Origin of the sequence: Streptomyces sp. NPDC048639, from assembly GCF_043199075.1 — a bacterium.
GTDB lineage: Bacteria > Actinomycetota > Actinomycetes > Streptomycetales > Streptomycetaceae > Streptomyces.
The window spans coordinates 253,981-271,439 of the sequence record NZ_JBICVP010000002.1; the positions used below are offsets into that span (position 1 = coordinate 253,981).

Genomic DNA, 17,459 nt, shown 5'->3' on the forward strand with positions numbered 1-17,459 from the left:
GCATCCGCACGCCGGACTGCCCGCTGACGCGGACGCCCGCGGTGCCTGCCTGTGCGAAGATCCCCCGCAGTGAGCACGGGTGGCCGTGCACACGGACGGTCCCACCGCGGAAGGTGACGATGTACGCGATACCCCTGGGCGACGACGGCGCCGAGCTGCGCCCGCTGGAGCCGTGGCAGGCCGAGGAGTTCCTGGCCCACATGGACCGGGGGCGGGAGTTCATCGGGCAGTTCATCGGGCTGCCGGACGTCGTCACGGACCTGGAGTCGAGCCGCGCGTACCTCCGGAGTTACGCGGAGAAGGCGGCCACCGACACGGGCCGGATCCACGGCATCCGGTCGGACGGCTCGCTCGTCGGCGGGGTCCTCCTCCGGACGATGGACGTCGAGCAGAGCACCGCCGAGGCGGGCTGCTGGCTGGAACCGTCGGCGGCGGGCAGGGGCCTGGTGACCCGGGCCGCCCGCGTGCTCATCGACTGGGCCGTCCGTGAGCGGGGCATCCACCGCGTCGAGTGGAGGGTCTCGGCGGGAAACGCGCCGAGCATCGCCGTGGCCCGCCGCCTCGGGATGCGGCGGGACGGCGTGCTGCGGGAGAACTACCTCTACCGGGGGGAACGGCACGACACGGAGATCTGGTCGGTGCTCGCACCCGAGTGGCAGGCGGGCCGGCCGACGTCCTGAGCGCGGCGGCACGGGAGACCGTACGGCGGCGCAGGGGTACGGGAAGAGCTGAGGCGGCGCGACGGTACGAGGAGGCCGTGCGGCGGCACCGCCCGATTCAGCCGCCGTATCCGGGGAAGCCGGTGCGTTCGAAGGCCACGGCGGCGGCACCGACGACGCCGACCCGGTCACCGGTACGGGCCGCCACGATGCGTACGGCGCGGGCCGCCGGTCCCATGGCCTGCTCGCGTACGAGGCGGCGCACGGGCGCGAGGAGTTGCTCGCCGGCGCGGGTCACGCCCCCGCCGAGCACCACGCGTTCGGGTTCGAAGACATTGACGAGCGAGGTGATGCCGCAGGCCAGGGCCTGCGTGGTGGCGATCCACACCTCGGCCGCGACGGGATCGTCCGCTCCGGCCTCATGGGACACATCGGCCGCGGTGAGCGGCTCGTAGCCGGTGAGTGCCGTCGGGCGGCCCGCGGCCTCGGCTTCGGCGACGGCTTCCCGGGCCCGTTCGGCGATCGAGGTGCCGGAGGCGTACGCCTCGAGGCAGCCGGTGCGGCCGCATCCACGACAGTGGCGTCCGTTGCGGTCGACCGTCACATGGCCGAGTTCGCCGCCGTTCCCGGCCGCGCCGCGATAGGTGCGGCCGTCGATGACGACGCCACCGCCGACACCGGTGGAGAGGGTCAGATAGAGCATGTGCCGGGCGCCGGTGCCGGCGCCGAAGCGGTGCTCGCCGGCCGCGGCTGCCGTGGCGTCGTTGTCCAGGACGGCCGGTCTCCCGTAGCGCTCCTCGGCGAGGCGGGTCACCGGTACGTCGATCCAGCCGGGCAGGTGCGGCGGGCAGAGGACGATGCCCGCGTCGGGGTCGAGGGGACCGCCGCAGCCGATGCCGGTCGCGGCGATGTGCCGCGGATCGGTGCCGGACGCCTCGACGGCCTTCCGCCCGAGGTCGAACAGGCGGTTGAGCACGGCCTGCACCCCCTCCTGAACGAGGGTGGGCGCCACCAGGAACGAGCGCACACCGCCGTCCGCACCGACGACCCCGGCCGCCAGCTTGGTGCCGCCGATGTCCAGGCCGAGCACGGCGTCCGGGCCCGGGTCGGCCGGGTCGGGTCCGTCCGACGGGTCCGCCGGGTCCGACGGGTCCGTCGGGTCCGTCGCGTCGGCCGGGTCCGCGCCATCCGCCTGGCCCGCGCCATCCGCCCGGCCCGCGTGAGGGTGTGCCATGTGGGTCCATCCGTCCGCCGTCGTCGTCTGGTACAGGCGCCCCCGTACGGCGAGCCTGCCATGGCGGTGCCCGGCCGGACAGGCCCACCCCGGGTCAGGCGCAGCGGAGCATGCTGCCGGACAGCAGGTTCGCGCCGACCACCTTTGCGCGCCCGCGCCCGCGCCCCGCCGCGCCGGACGACACTGCGCCGGGCCGCACCGGCCCAGCCCGCCGCAGCCCCGCGCCATCACACCCGTTCAGGAGAGACCGGTCCCGCGCCACAGCAGCAGGACCACATCCAGCCCGGCAACGCCGAGCGCCGCACGGAACGGCACCCGGGGGCGGGTCCTTCCCAGCAGCGCCGCGGCCACCACGATTCCCCCCACGCCCAGGAGGCAGACCGGGCCGGCCCGTCCGGCGTTCCCGGGCGCCGCGAGGATCAGCAGGGCCGACGCGACCACGAGCGGTACCGGCAGCAGCAGCCGCACCCGTCCCGGACCCAGCCGCTGCGGCCACCCGTGGACCCCGGCCTCGAGGTCGTCGCCGATGTCCGGCAGCACATCGGCCAGATGCGCCCCCACGCCGAGCAGTGCCCCCGATGCCACGAGCCACCACGGAGGCCACGGACGGCCGGGCAGGGAGAGCGCGACGAACGCCGGGAGGCTCGCGAAGCCGATGGCGTACGGCAGCCAGGACCACCGTGTCGCCTTCAGCCCGAGGTTGTACGCCCATGCCGCTCCCACCCCGGCGAGGTGCACCGCCCCGGCGAGCGGACCGCAGGCGAGGGAGAGCGGTACGCAGAGGGCGACGGCGGTCAGTGCCGCGTTCCGTACGAGCCGGGCCGGGACCGTCCCCGAGGCCACCGGTTTGGCGGACCGCCCCGCGGTGGCGTCGCGCGCGGCGTCGATCGCGTCGTTGGACCAGCCGACCGAGAGCTGGCCCGTCGCCACCGCGCCCGCCACGAGGGCGCAGCCAGCGGCGCTGCTCCCCGCGCCCACGGCCAGCGCGGTGACCAGGAGGGTCACCGCGGCGCTGGGCACGGGGTGACAGGCCATCAGCAGGGCGACGGTACGCCGGAGTGGAGTGTCCACGGCGTGCGGCCCCACACCGGCTGACGGTTCGTCATGGATCTGGAGGTCTTCGGATGCCACCGGAGGATCGTAAGGACAGGGAAAGCGGCGGGTGGTGAGCGTGCGTCAGCGGACATCTGTTCCGTTCGGCGCAGGGAACGGGAGTCGCGCAGGCCACAGCGCCGGGCGAGCTCATACCACCATCGCGGCGCGGATGGCGGGACGTTGGCCCGGACGGGTGACCGGCGGCATGGCCCGCCGACGGGCGGGGGAAGCCGTTGAGGTCGATCAACGCCGCCCCATCGGAGAGCCCGGATGAGCCGTATCGCCGCCGTGCACGGGGTTCTGGCACCGCACCGCCATCGGCAGCGGGAGATCACCGACCTGATGGCCCGGACGTGCCTGCCCGAGGGAGCGGACCGAGCGGTGCTCGACCGTTTCCACGCCTCCGCCCGGGTCAGCACCCGCCATACGGTGCTTCCCCTCGACGCGTACGACGCCCTCGACGGATTCGGGGCGGTCAACGACGTGTTCATCGCGGCGGCGGTCGAGCTCGGCGCCGAGGCGGTCGAGGGTGCGCTGCGCGCGGCGGGAATCTCACCGCGCGAGGTGGACCTGCTGGTGTTCACCTCCGTCACCGGCATCGCGGCGCCGTCCGTCGACGCGCGTCTCGTCGGGCGGCTCGGGCTGCGCCCGGACGTCAAGCGCCTCCCTGTCTTCGGGCTCGGCTGTGTCGCCGGAGCCGCCGGGCTCGGCCGCCTCCACGACTATCTCCGCGGCTGGCCGGACCATGTCGCGGTGCTGCTCTCCGTCGAGTTGTGCTCGCTGACGTTCCAGCGCGACGACCCCTCCCCCGCCAACCTCGTCGCCGGCGGGCTGTTCGGCGACGGCGCGGCCGCAGCCGTCTGCTGCGGTGAGGAGCGGGTGCCCGCGGCCGGGGGCCCGACCGTCATGGCGACGCGCAGCCGCCTCTATCCGGACACCGAACGGGTGATGGGCTGGGACATCACGGCCAGCGGATTCCGGGTGGTGCTCGACTCCACCGTCCCCGACGTCGTACGGCGGCATCTCGCCGACGACGTCGACACCTTCCTCGGCGACCACGATCTGAAGCGCCACGACATCGCCTCCTGGGTGTGCCACCCGGGAGGCCCGAAGGTGTTGGAGGCGGTCTCCGATGCCCTCGATCTGCCCGACGGCGCGCTCGACGTCACCTGGCGGTCACTGGAGCGGATCGGCAACCTCTCCTCCGCCTCGGTGCTCCACGTGCTGCGCGACACGCTCGCCGAGCGGCGCCCCCCGCCCGGCACTCCGGGACTGCTGCTCGCCCTCGGCCCCGGCTTCTGCTCCGAACTCGTACTGCTGCGCTGGTAGATGAGGGGGACGTGGTGATCTGGTACACGGCTCTGGTGCTGGCCGTCGCCGCTGAGCGCATGGCCGAACTGGTCCTGGCCCGCCGCAATGCGCGGTGGAGCCTGGCGAACGGCGGCTCGGAGTCCGGGCGTTCGCACTATCCGGCCATGGTGCTGCTGCACACCGGGCTGCTGGCCGGCTGCCTCCTCGAAGTCTGGGCGATGCAAAGGGAGTTCGTGCCGCTGGTCGGCTGGTCGATGGTCGCGGTCGTGGTGGCCGCGCAGGGGTTGCGCTGGTGGTGCATCGCCACCCTGGGCCGGCAGTGGAACACCCGGGTGATCGTGGTGCCGGACCTGCCGCTGGTCAGCGGCGGACCGTATCGCTGGATGCGCCACCCCAACTACGTGGCGGTGGCCGCCGAAGGCACCGCCCTCCCCCTCGTCCACGGCGCCTGGGTCACCGCCGTGCTCTTCACGCTGTGCAACACCGCGCTGCTCAGCACCCGCATCCGCTGCGAGGAAGCCGCCCTCTCGGCCGCGAAGGGCGCCCGCGCGTGATCGATGTGCTGGTGGCGGGCGGCGGCCCGGCCGGTCTGGCCGCGGGCATCCACGCCGCTCTCGCCGGCATGCGGGCCGTGGTGATCGAGCCCCGCGCCGTACCCGTCGACAAGGCGTGCGGCGAGGGCATCATGCCGAGCGGTGTGGCGGCGCTGCGTGCCATCGGCGCCCGGGTCGACGGTCACGGTCTCCGCGGCATCCGCTACCTGGACGCCCACCGGTCCGCCGACGCGCCCTTCCCCGGCGGCCCGGGCCTCGGCGTACGCAGGACCGTTCTGCACGCCGCCCTCGCCCTCCGCGCCCGCGAACTGGGGGTCGGCGTGGTGGAGCGCCGGGTCGGGGAAGCGGACCAGGGCGATGGATGGGTGGCGGCGGCCGGGCTGCGGGCGCGCTGGCTGATCGCGGCCGACGGCCTGCACTCCCCGCTGCGCCGGTCACTCGGCCTCGACCTGCCGTACCCCGAGGCACCCCGCCGCTACGGCCTGCGGCGCCACTACCGCATCGCGCCCTGGACGGACCATGTGGAGGTGCACTGGTCGCCCCGCGGCGAGGCGTATGTGACGCCCGTGGGCGAGGACTTGGTGGGGGTCGCCGTCCTGAGCCGTGAGCGGTGCGGCTACGCCGAGCACCTGGCACGCTTTCCCCGCCTGGCCCCGCTCCTCGGTGCGCGCCCGGCCACCCCGGTGCGGGGCGCGGGGCCGATGCGCCAGCGGGTACGCGCCCGGGTCGCCGGGCGCGTCCTGCTCGTCGGCGACGCCGCCGGCTACGTCGATGCGCTGACCGGTGAGGGCATCGCCCTGGCGCTCGCCTCGTCGGAGGCCGCCGTACGCTGCCTGGTCACCGGGCGGCCGGCCGCCTACGAGAGCGCGTGGCGCAGGCTGTCCCGTCGGCACCGCGCGTTGACGTGTGCGCTGCTGGGGCTGAGCGGGCGGGCGGGGACGGCCCGTCTGATCGTGCCCGCGGCATCGGCGCTGCCTCCGGTTTTCCGCGCCGCGGTCCGAGCTCTGCAGTGAGGCCCGGAAGCGGGCTCTGCAGTGAGGCCCTCGGAACGGACTCTCCAGTGAGGCCGGACAGGACCGGGCGCACCCGCTGAACCGGCCTCGCGCACCGGCCCGGTCAACGGCGCGGCAGCCGGTGCACCCGGACTTCGCCGAGCGCGCCCCCGGTCGCCTCCACGGTCATGTACGTGCAGTACGGCTGGCGCCTGCGATCGGTCGGCGAGCCGGGGTTGAGCAGCCGCAGCCCGCCCTCGGCCGTCGTGTCCCACGGGATGTGGCTGTGCCCGAAGACGAGCACGTCCAGATCGGGGAAGCGCGCGGCGCAGCGCCGCTCCCGCCCTCGGGACGGACCCGTCTCGTGGACGACGCCGAACCGCAGCCCGCCCAGCTCCGCGTACGCCACCTCCGGCAGCCGGGTCCTCAGCTCGGCGCCGTCGTTGTTCCCGTACACCGCGATCAGGCGCTTCGCCCGCGCCTGGAGGAGGTCGAGCGTCGCGGCGTCGACCCAGTCACCGGCATGGACGACCGCATCGGCACGGTCGACCGCGCCGAGGAGCGGGGCCGGGAGGACTTTGGCCCGGGAGGGCAGGTGGGTGTCGGAGGTCAGCAGCAGATGCACGCGTCAACCGTAGAACGGGTGCCTCCGCGGGCGCCGGCAAAGCGCGGGGAACGATCTCCGGGCGCTCGGCCGTGGACGGATCCGTGCGGTCTCGGCCGCGGCATCCGGCGACCGGATGAAACACACCGTCCGACGGCGGTCGGTCCGTGCGGCGGACCCGTGGCGCGTACCGGCCCGTCGGAACATGGCGGGCATGGCGTCCACCGGCCCCGACCGCGACCGCGACCGCGACCGCGACCGCGGTCCGCTCCTCGACAGCAATGTGCATCTGTGGGACCAGGCCGAGAACCCCGTCTTCTGGCTCTCGGACCGAACGATGCTGCGGCACGTCATCGGTGACTACGACGACCTGCCCGACCGCTACACGCTGGACGACTACGTGCGCGACACCGCCGGACGCGAGGTGAGCGGCGTGATCTGGTCGGACGCCGGGGCCGCCGACCCGATCGCGGCGGCCGCCTGGGTGACGGACCAGCAGGACGAAAACGGGCTGGTCAAGGGACTTGTCACCCTCGGGGACCCCGCCTCGCCCGGATTCGCCGCCTTCCTGCGCCGCTGCCACGAGGTACCGCTGATCACCAGCGTGCGGGTGCGCCTGGCCGGCGCCCTGGCCGCCACCGCCGCATCCGGGGACGGAGGAGCCGCGGGGGATGCCCATCTCGTCCGTACGCATCTGGCGTTGCTCGCGGAGAGCGGTCTGGCCGCCACCGTGGAGGCCACAGGTGACCAGCTCGGCGCTGTGGCCGCGATCGTGGAGCAGCACCCGGGCCTGCGCGTCGTCGTCGATCACTTCGGCTGGCCCACCGACCTCGGCACGTCCGGGCGGCGGGAGCACCTGGCGCGGCTGGCGCGCATCGCTCAGCATCCCCATACGGCCACGCGTATCGACGCCCTGGGCACGGTGTTCGGCAACTGGATGCCGGGGCAGCTCAGTTCATGGCTTCCGGCCGTCGTCGACACCTTCGGCCCCGACCGCTGCATGCTCGGATCCGACCTGCCCATCGAGCACCTCCGGTCCGGCTTCGACGCGGTCTGGGAGGCGTACGAGACACTCTTTTCGGACCTCACGGCGGCAGAGCGCCGGATGCTGTTCCACGGCACCGCGCAGTCCTGGTACACGCCCGCCTGAGCTGCTGGGAAAACGGTTTCGTTGCACGCTTGAGCATCCGGCGCCCCGACGCCGTACCTTTTCTCAGCCGGCCGAATGGACCGGCCGAGAGGAGAGGAGCGCCTCGTGTCCGTGCAGCGGAGCCCGGCACAGCCCGTCCTGGTGGAGCCCAGGAAGATCGTGGTGGACGGAGCGGTACGGGAAGTCTCCGTCCCCCCGCTCGCGCCACCGGCCGTCAGCGGCAGTCTCGCCGACATCCCCTTCGACAACGCGACCCAGGCCCCGGCCGAGGTCGTCCTCAGCCGGAAACAGCCCGACGGCACCTGGCGCGACGTGACCGCGGCCGAGTTCGCCGCCGAGGTGCTCGCCACCGCCAAGGGCCTGATCGCGCACGGCCTCCGCCCCGGCGACCGGCTCGCCATCATGGCCCCGACGACCTACGAGTGGACGCTCCTGGACTTCGCCGCCTGGGCCGCAGGTCTGATCACCGTCCCCCTCTACCCCACGTCCTCGGCCGAGCAGACGCGCTGGATCATCCGGGACACCGGAGCCGTCGGCTGCGCCGTCGAGGGTGTGGACGAGGCGCTGCTGATCGACGCCGAACTCGACCGGCTGCCGGGCTTCGCCCACCTGTGGCAGTTCGACGCCGGCGCCATCGACGAACTCGCCCAGGCGGGACGGGACATCCCGGACGGCGAGGTGGAAGCCCGCCGCGCCTCCCTCTCGCCCGACTCCGTCGCCACCCTCATCTACACCTCGGGGACCACGGGCGCCCCCAAGGGCTGCGTGCTGACGCACGGCAACTTCCTGGCCGAGGTGGACAACGCCGTCGAGCTGCTGCACCCCTGCTTCAGGTCGGTGACCGACGAACCCGCGTCCACGCTTCTCTATCTGCCGCTGTCGCACGTCTTCGGCCGGATGGTCGCCATCGCCTGCCTGCGCGCCCGCGTACGGCTCGGGCACACCCCCAGCCTCAAGACCGAGCCGCTGCTGGCCGACCTCGCCGCGTTCCAGCCGACGTTCCTCCTGGTCGTGCCCTATGTGCTGGAAAAGGTCTACAACACGGCACGGGCGACGGCCGAACGCATAGGCCGCGCCGCGTCGTTCGACCGTGCCGCGCGTATCGCCGGCCGGTGGGGCGAGGCACACGAGGCGGAGGAGCACGGCACGGGCAGCGGCCCCGGTGTGGGCCTGCGGGCCGCCCGCGCGCTCTACGATCCGCTCGTCTACCGCCGGATACGCGCCGCACTCGGCGGCAAGGTCAAGTACGCCATCTCCGGCGGCTCCCCGCTCGGCCACCGTCTCGCCGCCTTCTACGCGGGTGCCGGCATCGAGATCTTCGAGGGGTACGGGCTGACGGAGTCGACGGCCGCGGCGACCGTCACGCCCCCAATGAAGCCGCGCCTCGGCACCGTCGGCTGGCCGCTCCCGGGCTCGGCCGTCCGGATCGCCGACGACGGCGAAGTCCTGGTCCGCGGCGCCCAGTTGTTCTCCGGCTACTGGAACTCCAAGCTACGGGCGGCCGTGCCGTTCACCGTCGGGCTGCCCCCGTCCTCGCCCACGCTCGAAGGCGACGTCGACGCCGCCCTCCTGGACAGCCGCCGGCAGTGGTTTCCCACCGGAGACCTCGGCGCGCTCGACGCGGAGGGCTATCTCACCATCACCGGCCGCAAGAAGGAGATCATCATCACCGCGAGCGGCAAGAACGTCGCTCCGGCACCGCTGGAGGACCGGCTGCGGGCGCACTCGCTGGTGGGCCAGTGCATCGTGATCGGCGACAACCGCCCGTACATCATCGCCCTCGTCACCCTCGATCCGGACGGCCTGAAGCACTGGCAGATCATCCACCGGAAGGAGCAACTGTCGCGGGAGGAGCTGGCGTTCGACGCGACCCTGTGCGCCGAGATCCAGCAGGCGGTGGCGGAGGCCAACGAGTCGGTCTCACGCGCCGAATCGATCCGGCGGTTCAGCATTCTGCCCGTCGACTTCACGGAGGAGAGAGGGCAGCTGACACCGTCGATGAAGATCAGGCGAGAGGCGATCACCCGCGACTTCGCCAAGGAGATCGAGGCACTGTACGCGCCGTAGAGCGACCGGTCGCAGGGGTACGAACCGCAAGAACCGGTCGTGGGGGTACGGGCGTTGGAGCGCGCGCTTCCTGCCAATGGACCGACCCCGGGGCCCGCCTGCCGATCGGCCGGCGGGCCCCGCCGTCTCAGCCCGTCGGCCCGTCAACCCGTCAGGGCCCGCAACGGCTGCTGCGTCTCGTACTCGTACCCGTACACCGGCGGCGCCGGGTAGAGCGTGGCCTGCAGAGCGGTGATCAGCCTCTGCACGTCCTCGTACGGTCTGACCACGAGCCGCAGGAACTGGCTGCTGCTGCCCAGCTTGTTGCCGCACTCCCGGACGAACACCCCGTGCTCGGCGAGGAGCCGGTCGCGCAGCGCGGCCCCGTCGATGCCGTCGGGCAGCTTGACCAGGAGGAAGTTGCCCTGGGAGAGGAAGACCACCATGCCGGGCAGGCCGGCGAGCGCGAGGGACATGTTGGCGCGGTCGCGCGAGACCAGGGTCAGACTGTTCCGGTACGGCACCGCGTAGTCCTTGAGCATGAAGACCACGGTCTCGGCGAAGGCGTTGAGGTTCCACTTGGGGAGGGCCCTGCGGACGGTGCCCGCCAGGGCCGGGTTGGCGACGAGATAGCCGAATCTGATGCCGTGCAGCCCGAAGTTCTTGCCGAGGCTCTTGAGCACGATGACGTTGGGTCGTATCGCCGCCTCCGAGGCGACGGACGCGGCCCGTTCGGCGTCCACGAAGTCGATGAACGACTCGTCGATCACCACCAGGTCGAGATCCACCAACTCATCGAGCAGCCAGAGGATCTGCTGGCGCCTGAGGTAGCCGCCGTCGGGGTTGTTGGGGTTGCACACCACGGCCACCCGGGAGCCGCGGCGGCGGATGAACCTGACGTATTCCTGGAGATCGAGGGCGAAGTCCTGGTCCTCGCGCAGCGGGAACATGTCGACCCGCTTCCCGGTCTCCATCGGCTGGTCGGTCCATCGGCCGAAGGTCGGGATGGGGACGGCGAGGCTCTCCTTGACGAGCAGGTGGTCGATCCAGGTGATCAGCTCCGTGGAGCCGTTGCCCATGGCGACCGTCTGCGGGTTCAGTCCCAGCACGCTGCACAGTTCGGCGGTGACGGTGTCGGTGTCGCTCGGGTAGTACGTGAGCGTCGACTCCAGGGAATCCCGCAGCCGCGCGAACATCTCCGGGGTGGGGAAGTAGGGGTTGCACGGGATGCAGAAGTCGAGCCGCTCCTGCGGCTCACCGCGGCCGGCCGGGCCCGACCGGCCGGCGCCGGAGTCCGGCGCCAGCCGGTTGAGCATGGCCCAGGACGGGCTGTGCGCGGTGCTGCGCAGCAGCCCCATGTCGAAGGGCTGGGACACAGTGCCGTCTCCTACGGCAGCAGGCTGCCGTCGGCGGCCTCGCCGGCGCCGGCTTCGTCGCCGCCGCCGACCTGGTCACCGCCACCGACCTGGTCACCGCCGGCCTGATCGCCGCCGGCCTCGTCACCGGCGCCGGCCCCGTCGCCGCCCTGACCCGCGCCGCCGGCGCCGATCTCGGCACCCGTGGCCTCCAGGGCCGCGGTCACCGGCTGGAAGAAGGTCTCACCGCCCTGCGTGCAGTCGCCGCTGCCGCCGGAGGTGAGCCCGACCGCCGCGTCACCGGAGAACAGCGAACCGCCGCTGTCGCCCGGCTCGGCGCACACATCGGTCTGGATCAGACCGTTGACGATGTCGCCGTTGCCGTAGTTCACCGTGGCGTCGAGACCCGTGACGGTGCCGGAGAAGACACCCGTCGTGCTGCCGCTGCGGGTCACCTCCATGCCCACGCTCGCCTCGGCGGCCTGCGTGATCTCCTGCTGGGTGCCGTCCTGCAGGTCGACCGAGCTGGGCGCGTCGGTGTTGGGGTCGTCGTAGGTCACGAGGGCGAAGTCGCTCTCGGGGAACTGCGAATCGGCGACCGTGCCGAGCGGCTCAGCGCCGCCCTGGTCACTCGTCCACGTCTCCGAGGCGTTGCCGCAGTGGCCCGCGGTGAGGAACGCCGGGGCGCCCTGCACGGTGACGTTGAAGCCGAGCGAGCAGCGGGAGCCGCCGCCGAAGATCGCGTCGCCGCCCTCCGCGAACGGCTTGAACTCCCCGGCCGACCGCTTGACGGTGACCATGCCGTCCATCTTGCCGGTCGCGGAGGTGAGGGTGTCCCACTTGTCTCCGGTGACCGTTCTGTCGGCCGTCACCACGACCTTGTTCGTCTTGGGGTCGATGGACCAGGCCGTGCCGGGCACGGAGGCCGTGGAACCGAGCGTGCGGGTGGCGCCTCGCAGCTCCGCGGTGCTGTTGTCGACGAGCCGCGCCACGGCGCCCTTGGCCCGGGCGGCGTCCGCGGACTTCTCGTCCAGCACGTTCATGACCAGGCGGTCCTCGCCGCCTTCGTAATACCAGCCGGCTGCGTCCTGCCCGAGGTCTTGGGCAAGGGTGGAGCCCAGCAGCGCCGCGGCCCGGGGAGCCAGAGCCTTGGGGCTGGGCTCATCGTCCGTGCTCGCGTTGGCGTTGGGCAGCAGGATGGCAGCTGCCACAACGGCGATCGCGCCGGCTCCGGCTATCGCGCCGGTCCGCTTGTTCACGCGTCGGTGGTTCAACTCACTGACCTCCAGTGGGGGACGAGTCTGCCCCCACTCATACGGATGACAGCCGCCAGATCCTCAATGCAAACGGAAATCGGCTCTTCGGGCTGTCGTGCCGGGAGGTCCGACCGGCTCGCCTCGAGGCGAGCCGGGACCGCCGAGGCGCCCGCCCACCAGGTGTCGAGAGACGCGCCGGCACCGCGCTCCACCCGTCAGGGCCGGGCACCCGCGCCGCAACCCGCCCTGGGGTCACCCGCCCGGAGCTTCGCCCCGAACGGCCCGCGCCGGCAGGTATCTGGCGACCCGTCACCCGTACGACCCGCACGACGCGCCGTGGCCCGCCGCGCGTGCCTACGTTGCCCGCAAGGCCCGCCGAGAACGATCACGGAGCGCGCACTGTGAGAAGACCGATGGCCGCGATCGCCGCCGGCGTGACGGCACTCGCCCATGTCCTGATGACGGCAACCGCCTCCGGAGCCGCACCCGCTCCACCACCCGCCGCCGCCGCGGCCGGGTACGACGCCACGCGCTGCGGAAACACCTCCTCGCGCACCCTGCTGACCTTCGACGACTGGCCCTACGGCGACCCCGACCGCGCCACACGCACCGGCGCGTATCTCCACGCGCGCAAGATCCGGGCCGCGTTCTTCCTGATCGGCGAGTACGCCGGCCGGCGCTCCGACATCGTCACCACCCTGCGGGAGCAGGGTCACTGGGTGGCCAATCACTCCTTCTCGCATCCGCATCTGCCCGTGCTCTCCGACGACGAGGTCGACATGGAGATCCGCAACGGGGTGGGCAGCAATCTGCTGCGGCCCCCTTACGGCGCGTTCGGCGCGCGGGAGGAGTCCGCGGCCGCCGCGCTGGGGTACCGGATCTGCACCTGGACCGTCGACACCCTGGACTGGGAGCGGCCGGACGGCTCGTCCTTCCGCAGCATCGCGAGCATCCGCTCGATCGTGCGGAACGCGCCGGTGGAGGACAAGTACGGCGGCGTGGTCCTCGGCCACCTCGACTACAACTTCCCCGACGCCGTCCCCGGCATCATCGACGATCTGGAGCAGGACGGCTTCCAGCTCTGCCGGAACAACGGCCCCGTCGGCGCGAACGCCCCGCTCCCGCTCGACTGCGGCTAGGGCCGGCTCCTACCCCCGTACGGGCGTGCCGGACTGGCCCGCCGCGGAGCACCCGCCGACGCTGGAGCGGGACGGCCCGCAACGGCAGGAGCGCGCACGTGGGGAGACGTACCGAACCGCGCAAGGCCGCAGGACGCGGCATCATGCGCTGGGTGCGGCTGCTGCCCGTCCTGATCCTTATCGGCGGCGCCGCGGTGGACTACTTCACCTCGCCCGAGTTCAGCGCCGCCGCCTTCTACTCGGCGGCGCCCATGGCAGGAGCGCCGGTGCTGTCGCTGCCCGCGCTCGTCCTCACCGGTCTGGCCGCGTGCGGTACGGACGTGGTGCTGCTCCTGCACTTCGACTATCTGGACTCGCCGGGCGGCCGCAGCGAGCTGGCGTCCGTGGCGACGGTCTCCGCCGTCGCGATCGTCATCAACCGTCTCCTCCACCGCAGCGACATGCGGCTGCGCTCGGCGCGGACGATCGCCCTGGCCGTGCAGCGCGCCGTCCTCCCCCAACCCCCGTCCCGGATCGGCACTCTGAGGATCGCGGCACGCTACGAGGCCGCCCATTCGGGTGCTCGTATCGGCGGCGACCTGTACGCCGTCCAGGACACGCCGCACGGTGTGCGGGGCATCGTCGGTGATGTGCGCGGCAAGGGGCTGGAGGCCGTCGAGACGCTGGACGTCGTGCTGGGAGCGTTCCGCGAGGCGGCGGAGAACGAGCGCACGATCGCCGATCTCGCGGCACGTATCGAGCGGTCCCTGGAGCGGGAGGCCGCACGGCGGGTGAATCTCGACGACGTCGAGGGGTTCATCACCGCCGTCCTGGCGGAGATCCCGCACCGCGGCGGGGAGCTGCGGCTGTTCAACCGCGGCCATCCGGCTCCGCTGGTCCTCTTCGAGGGCGAGGTACGACGTGCCGAGCCGTCGCGGCACGAACTGCCGCTGGGACTGGGCGGCCTGAGCCCCGGACAGCCCGTCATCGACACCGTGGCCTTCCCGGAAGGGGCAGCCCTGCTGCTCCACACGGACGGACTCACCGAAGCCAGAAACCGGGAGGGAGCCTTCTTCGACCCGGTCGCGGTACTCACCGGCCGCGCCTTCAGGGATCCCGACGCGCTGCTGACCGCACTGCTGGCGGACGTCCTGGGTCACACGGGCGGGCGTACCAGCGACGACATGGCGCTGCTGGCGATCGAACGCAACAGCGCGGGCGGATGACAGGACGTCAGATCAGCACCCGTTCGGCGGTGTTATGCCGTTTATGTCTTGTTGAGAGCTGGAATATGCATATGCGCCATGTGGTGCAAGGAGTAGGAGAGAACACGATGTCCAAAGTCCTGAACATGCGCAGCGCGCGGCTGACCGCGGGGTCGGGCGCCTTCGCCGCGGCGATCGCCCTGGGCGGCTCGCTGCTCGCCGCGACCCCGGCACACGCCTACCCGCCCCCCACCCCCGCCCGGCCCTACGGCACGGTGATCACCCCGTCCGGCGTGAACGAGCGGCAGTACCCCAGCACCGACTCCTCGGTGCGCGGGTTCCTGAAGTACCGGTCGCAGGTGGGCCTCAAGTGCAAGGTCCGCGCCCAGAACATCAACGGCAACCAGATCTGGTACCTGCTGCGCGACCGGCCGAACTGGGTCTCGGCGAAGTACGTCGACAACACGGGGTTCGTCAAGTACTGCAAGGACGTGCAGCGCAGCCCGCTCAACGACAGCGAGCAGTCCAAGGCCGCGATGGGCTGAGCCGGAGCACTCCTCGCCGGAGCGCACAACCCCCGGAACGACTCGTAGCCCTGACGGAGCGTCCTGCCGTCAGGGCTACGGGCCTGTCCGGGCACCTCTCCGGCCGGTGCGCGCACCGGCCGGGGCACCGACTTCCGGACCGGGCGTCAGCCGGTGAGTTGCCAGCTCACGGTGTTGTCGGCCGCCACGAGAGCGGCCAGGACGATCAGGTCGGCGGCGCCGAGTCCGATACCGAGCAGCGCACGGCCGCGCCGGCGCGTGCCCCGGGCGAGCGCGATGCCGCCCAGGACGAGGGCGCAGGGCCCCAGGACCAGATTGAAGGCCAGCAGGCCGATCAGGCCCAGGATGAAGGCGGCGACGGCCATGCCGTCGGCCTGGTGTCCGGGTGCGGCCGGGCGGCGTCCCACGGGTACGGAGAGATTCACGATTCAGCTCCCTTGCTGGTGGTCGGCCGCGCCGGTCAGGGATCCCCTGCCGTGCGCGATGCGCTCGCGGATTCCGAAGGCGAGCAGCCACCCGCCGATGACGGTCGCGAAGATCAGGGTGACCGGGAGCGGGAGGTGGGCTGCGGCGCCGACGAGGACTCCCAGGAGGAGGAGGGCTGCGACTACGAACAGCATGTCCGGCCTTTCTGTGAAAGCCTCGAAGGATTCTTGGTGAACAGTTGGAGTGACAACTGTTCACTGACTCGATAGTACAGTAGACCGACCCGGAGAACGGTTGTTTACTGAATGGCATGAGTCACACCTCCGGGGTCCGCCAGGCCCAGAAACAGAGGACCCGTCAGGCGCTGCTGGACGCCGGGCTGCGACTGCTGGCGGAGCAGAGCCTGAGCAGCCTCGGGCTACGCGAGGTCACCCGAGAGGTGGGCGTCGCCCCCGCCGCCTTCTACCGCCACTTCCGCGACATCCCCGACCTCGGTGTCGCTCTGGTCCAGGAGTCCTTCGGCAGCCTGCACACCGCGATCCGGGCGATACTCGCCGAGCAGGACGAGACCGGCGGCCGGATCGACAGCGCGGTCGACGCCATCGTCCGCTACGTGGGGGGCCACCGCCCCCATATGCGCTTCATCGCCCGCGAGCGCTACGGCGGCGTACGGGCCGTACGCGAGGCGATCGCCGCCGAACTCGGGCGGTTCACCGAGGAGGTGGCCGGATCGCTCTCCCCGCGCCCGGTCTACGAGGGCTGGACCGCGGACGACATGAGGATGCTGGCGGAACTGTTCGTCGACCACATGGTCACCACGGCGGCGGCGCTCCTCGACGCCGGGCCGGACGCGCGGGCTGCACAGGAGCGGATCGCGGCGACCGCCCGCCGGCAGCTCCGGCTGATCAGCGTGGGCTGCCGCCACTGGCGGAGCGGCTGACGCACGCCGGATCCGTCCGCCCCAACTTCCTTCGGAATAAGGTCGGTTGGGGGCCTGCTCCCATCCGGATCCGCCTCCTAGGATGACGGCCGTCGCGGCCCGTACGAGGTCGGCCGCACGTACTCCTGTGAGGTCTGATGGACCAGGGCGGCGAGCCGTTGTCCGGCGATGTCGACACCACCGTGCCCAGCGTGGCGCGGATGTACGACTACTTCCTCGGCGGGAAGGCCAACTACCCGGTGGATCACGAGGCCGCCGAGAAACTGCTCAAGGTGGTGCCCAGCACCCAGATCCTGGCGATCAACAACCGCCGGTTCCTCCGGAGGGTCGTACGCGTCCTCGCGGAGGACTACGGGATCCGGCAGTTCGTCGACCATGGCTCAGGACTGCCCACCCAGGACAACGTCCACCAGGTCGCGCAGCGCGTGGACGCGCGGTCACGCGTGGTCTACGTCGACAACGACCCGATCGTCCAGGCGTACGGGCGGACCCTGCTGGAGGAGAACGAGAACACCGCGGTGCTCCGGGCCGATCTGCGCGACACCGACGCCGTTCTCTGCAGCCCGGAGGCGCGGCGCCTCCTCGACCTCGGCCGGCCGCTCGGCGTCCTGTTCGTCTCGGTCCTGCACTGCATACCCGACAGCGACGACCCGGCGGGTCTGATCCGGCGGATCGCCGAACGCGTCGCGCCCGGCAGTGTCTTCGTCATCTGCCAGCTCGTCAGCGAGGACCGGACGACGCGGGACTTCGTCACCGACTTCATGAACGCCGGCACGCACGGGAACTGGGGCCGGGTGCGCCAGGAACACGACGTGCGGGCCTACTTCGACGGGCTGGAGATCCAGGAGCCGGGTCTGGTGGAGGTGTCCACCTGGCGGCCCGATGCGGACCGCGCCCCGAAGCAGCTCACCCGGGAATGGATCGAGTGGGGCGGCATCGCGGTCAAGCCCCGGGGGTCGGCGTAGAGGA

Annotated in this window: 18 protein-coding genes; 11 read left to right on the forward strand and 7 right to left on the reverse strand. The window is 72.2% G+C overall.

Annotation, left to right across the window (positions count from 1 at the left end; all coding sequences use genetic code 11):
- The first annotated feature begins 119 nt into the window (after positions 1 to 119).
- Positions 120 to 680: a GNAT family N-acetyltransferase gene (locus ACGFNH_RS05480; RefSeq protein WP_393651717.1), complete on the forward strand. Its 561-nt coding sequence runs from the start codon at positions 120 to 122 to the stop codon at positions 678 to 680.
- Between the two features lie 97 nt (positions 681 to 777).
- Here ACGFNH_RS05480 and ACGFNH_RS05485 read toward each other — a convergent pair whose 3' ends face one another.
- A complete protein-coding gene (locus ACGFNH_RS05485) occupies positions 778 to 1,893 on the reverse strand; it encodes an ROK family protein (protein WP_393651718.1) in 1,116 nt (371 codons plus the stop codon).
- 237 nt (positions 1,894 to 2,130) lie between these two features.
- Positions 2,131 to 3,024: a UbiA family prenyltransferase gene (locus tag ACGFNH_RS05490; protein ID WP_393651719.1), complete on the reverse strand. Its 894-nt coding sequence runs from the start codon at positions 3,022 to 3,024 to the stop codon at positions 2,131 to 2,133.
- A gap of 234 nt (positions 3,025 to 3,258) precedes the next feature.
- Here ACGFNH_RS05490 and ACGFNH_RS05495 point away from each other — a divergent pair, with 234 nt between their 5' ends.
- The 3 genes from ACGFNH_RS05495 to ACGFNH_RS05505 are packed head-to-tail and all read left to right on the forward strand — an operon-like array spanning position 3,259 to position 5,866.
- Positions 3,259 to 4,317, forward strand: a complete 1,059-nt coding sequence (locus tag ACGFNH_RS05495; RefSeq protein ID WP_393651720.1) for a type III polyketide synthase — start codon at positions 3,259 to 3,261, stop codon at positions 4,315 to 4,317.
- A 14-nt stretch (positions 4,318 to 4,331) separates the two neighbouring features.
- The gene (locus ACGFNH_RS05500; protein ID WP_393652218.1) at positions 4,332 to 4,853 is read left to right on the forward strand and encodes an isoprenylcysteine carboxyl methyltransferase family protein; all 522 of its coding nucleotides are present in this window, start codon (positions 4,332 to 4,334) and stop codon (positions 4,851 to 4,853) included.
- A complete protein-coding gene (locus ACGFNH_RS05505; RefSeq protein WP_393651721.1) occupies positions 4,850 to 5,866 on the forward strand; it encodes an NAD(P)/FAD-dependent oxidoreductase in 1,017 nt (338 codons plus the stop codon). Before ACGFNH_RS05500 ends, ACGFNH_RS05505 begins: the two co-directional genes overlap by 4 nt.
- A 103-nt stretch (positions 5,867 to 5,969) precedes the next feature.
- On the opposite strand, the gene ACGFNH_RS05510 is transcribed toward ACGFNH_RS05505, so the two are convergent.
- A complete protein-coding gene (locus tag ACGFNH_RS05510; RefSeq protein ID WP_393651722.1) occupies positions 5,970 to 6,470 on the reverse strand; it encodes a metallophosphoesterase family protein in 501 nt (166 codons plus the stop codon).
- Positions 6,471 to 6,663: 193 nt separating this feature from the next.
- On the opposite strand from ACGFNH_RS05510, the gene ACGFNH_RS05515 reads away from it, so the two are divergent.
- Positions 6,664 to 7,599 (forward strand): amidohydrolase family protein, encoded by a 936-nt coding sequence (locus tag ACGFNH_RS05515; protein WP_393651723.1) that lies wholly within the window; start codon positions 6,664 to 6,666, stop codon positions 7,597 to 7,599.
- A 75-nt stretch (positions 7,600 to 7,674) separates the two neighbouring features.
- Entirely contained in the window at positions 7,675 to 9,666 is a 1,992-nt protein-coding gene (locus tag ACGFNH_RS05520; protein ID WP_393651724.1) for an AMP-dependent synthetase/ligase, read from the forward strand.
- A 143-nt stretch (positions 9,667 to 9,809) separates the two neighbouring features.
- Here the strand turns inward: ACGFNH_RS05520 and ACGFNH_RS05525 are convergent, their stop codons facing one another.
- A complete protein-coding gene (locus ACGFNH_RS05525) occupies positions 9,810 to 11,021 on the reverse strand; it encodes a pyridoxal phosphate-dependent aminotransferase (RefSeq protein ID WP_393651725.1) in 1,212 nt (403 codons plus the stop codon).
- An 11-nt stretch (positions 11,022 to 11,032) separates the two neighbouring features.
- Entirely contained in the window at positions 11,033 to 12,259 is a 1,227-nt protein-coding gene (locus ACGFNH_RS05530) for a S1 family peptidase (protein ID WP_393651726.1), read from the reverse strand.
- Between the two features lie 410 nt (positions 12,260 to 12,669).
- Between ACGFNH_RS05530 and ACGFNH_RS05535 the strand changes: the two genes are divergently transcribed.
- The 3 genes from ACGFNH_RS05535 (at position 12,670) to ACGFNH_RS05545 (ending at position 15,124) form a co-directional block, all read left to right on the forward strand.
- Entirely contained in the window at positions 12,670 to 13,395 is a 726-nt protein-coding gene (locus ACGFNH_RS05535) for a polysaccharide deacetylase family protein (RefSeq protein ID WP_393651727.1), read from the forward strand.
- A 98-nt stretch (positions 13,396 to 13,493) separates the two neighbouring features.
- Positions 13,494 to 14,600 carry a PP2C family protein-serine/threonine phosphatase gene (locus ACGFNH_RS05540; RefSeq protein WP_393651728.1) on the forward strand — a complete coding sequence of 369 codons (1,107 nt, stop codon included), beginning with the start codon at positions 13,494 to 13,496 and terminating at the stop codon, positions 14,598 to 14,600.
- 107 nt (positions 14,601 to 14,707) lie between these two features.
- Positions 14,708 to 15,124: an SH3 domain-containing protein gene (locus tag ACGFNH_RS05545; protein WP_393651729.1), complete on the forward strand. Its 417-nt coding sequence runs from the start codon at positions 14,708 to 14,710 to the stop codon at positions 15,122 to 15,124.
- Between the two features lie 146 nt (positions 15,125 to 15,270).
- On the opposite strand, the gene ACGFNH_RS05550 is transcribed toward ACGFNH_RS05545, so the two are convergent.
- Both ACGFNH_RS05550 and ACGFNH_RS05555 read right to left on the reverse strand, forming a co-directional pair.
- Positions 15,271 to 15,489 carry a DUF4190 domain-containing protein gene (locus ACGFNH_RS05550; protein WP_393652219.1) on the reverse strand — a complete coding sequence of 73 codons (219 nt, stop codon included), beginning with the start codon at positions 15,487 to 15,489 and terminating at the stop codon, positions 15,271 to 15,273.
- Positions 15,490 to 15,552: 63 nt separating this feature from the next.
- Complete coding sequence (locus tag ACGFNH_RS05555) at positions 15,553 to 15,744, reverse strand: hypothetical protein (protein ID WP_393651730.1); 192 nt, start codon at positions 15,742 to 15,744, stop codon at positions 15,553 to 15,555.
- Between the two features lie 116 nt (positions 15,745 to 15,860).
- Between ACGFNH_RS05555 and ACGFNH_RS05560 the strand changes: the two genes are divergently transcribed.
- Both ACGFNH_RS05560 and ACGFNH_RS05565 read left to right on the forward strand, forming a co-directional pair.
- Positions 15,861 to 16,490 (forward strand): TetR family transcriptional regulator, encoded by a 630-nt coding sequence (locus ACGFNH_RS05560; protein WP_393651731.1) that lies wholly within the window; start codon positions 15,861 to 15,863, stop codon positions 16,488 to 16,490.
- A 137-nt stretch (positions 16,491 to 16,627) separates the two neighbouring features.
- A complete protein-coding gene (locus ACGFNH_RS05565) occupies positions 16,628 to 17,455 on the forward strand; it encodes an SAM-dependent methyltransferase (RefSeq protein WP_393651732.1) in 828 nt (275 codons plus the stop codon).
- The last annotated feature ends 4 nt before the right edge of the window (positions 17,456 to 17,459 follow it).

Bases quoted from the DNA above. Each gene is read 5' to 3' on its own strand.
- ACGFNH_RS05480 (WP_393651717.1), top strand. From the start codon at position 120: ATGTACGCGATACCCCTGGGCGACGACGGCGCCGAGCTGCGCCCGCTG.
- ACGFNH_RS05485 (WP_393651718.1), bottom strand. From the start codon at position 1,893: ATGGCACACCCTCACGCGGGCCGGGCGGATGGCGCGGGCCAGGCGGAT.
- ACGFNH_RS05495 (WP_393651720.1), top strand. From the start codon at position 3,259: ATGAGCCGTATCGCCGCCGTGCACGGGGTTCTGGCACCGCACCGCCAT.
- ACGFNH_RS05515 (WP_393651723.1), top strand. From the start codon at position 6,664: ATGGCGTCCACCGGCCCCGACCGCGACCGCGACCGCGACCGCGACCGC.
- ACGFNH_RS05520 (WP_393651724.1), top strand. From the start codon at position 7,675: ATGGACCGGCCGAGAGGAGAGGAGCGCCTCGTGTCCGTGCAGCGGAGC.
- ACGFNH_RS05535 (WP_393651727.1), top strand. From the start codon at position 12,670: ATGGCCGCGATCGCCGCCGGCGTGACGGCACTCGCCCATGTCCTGATG.
- ACGFNH_RS05545 (WP_393651729.1), top strand. From the start codon at position 14,708: ATGTCCAAAGTCCTGAACATGCGCAGCGCGCGGCTGACCGCGGGGTCG.
- ACGFNH_RS05550 (WP_393652219.1), bottom strand. From the start codon at position 15,489: ATGGCCGTCGCCGCCTTCATCCTGGGCCTGATCGGCCTGCTGGCCTTC.
- ACGFNH_RS05555 (WP_393651730.1), bottom strand. From the start codon at position 15,744: ATGCTGTTCGTAGTCGCAGCCCTCCTCCTCCTGGGAGTCCTCGTCGGC.
- ACGFNH_RS05560 (WP_393651731.1), top strand. From the start codon at position 15,861: ATGAGTCACACCTCCGGGGTCCGCCAGGCCCAGAAACAGAGGACCCGT.
- ACGFNH_RS05565 (WP_393651732.1), top strand. From the start codon at position 16,628: ATGGACCAGGGCGGCGAGCCGTTGTCCGGCGATGTCGACACCACCGTG.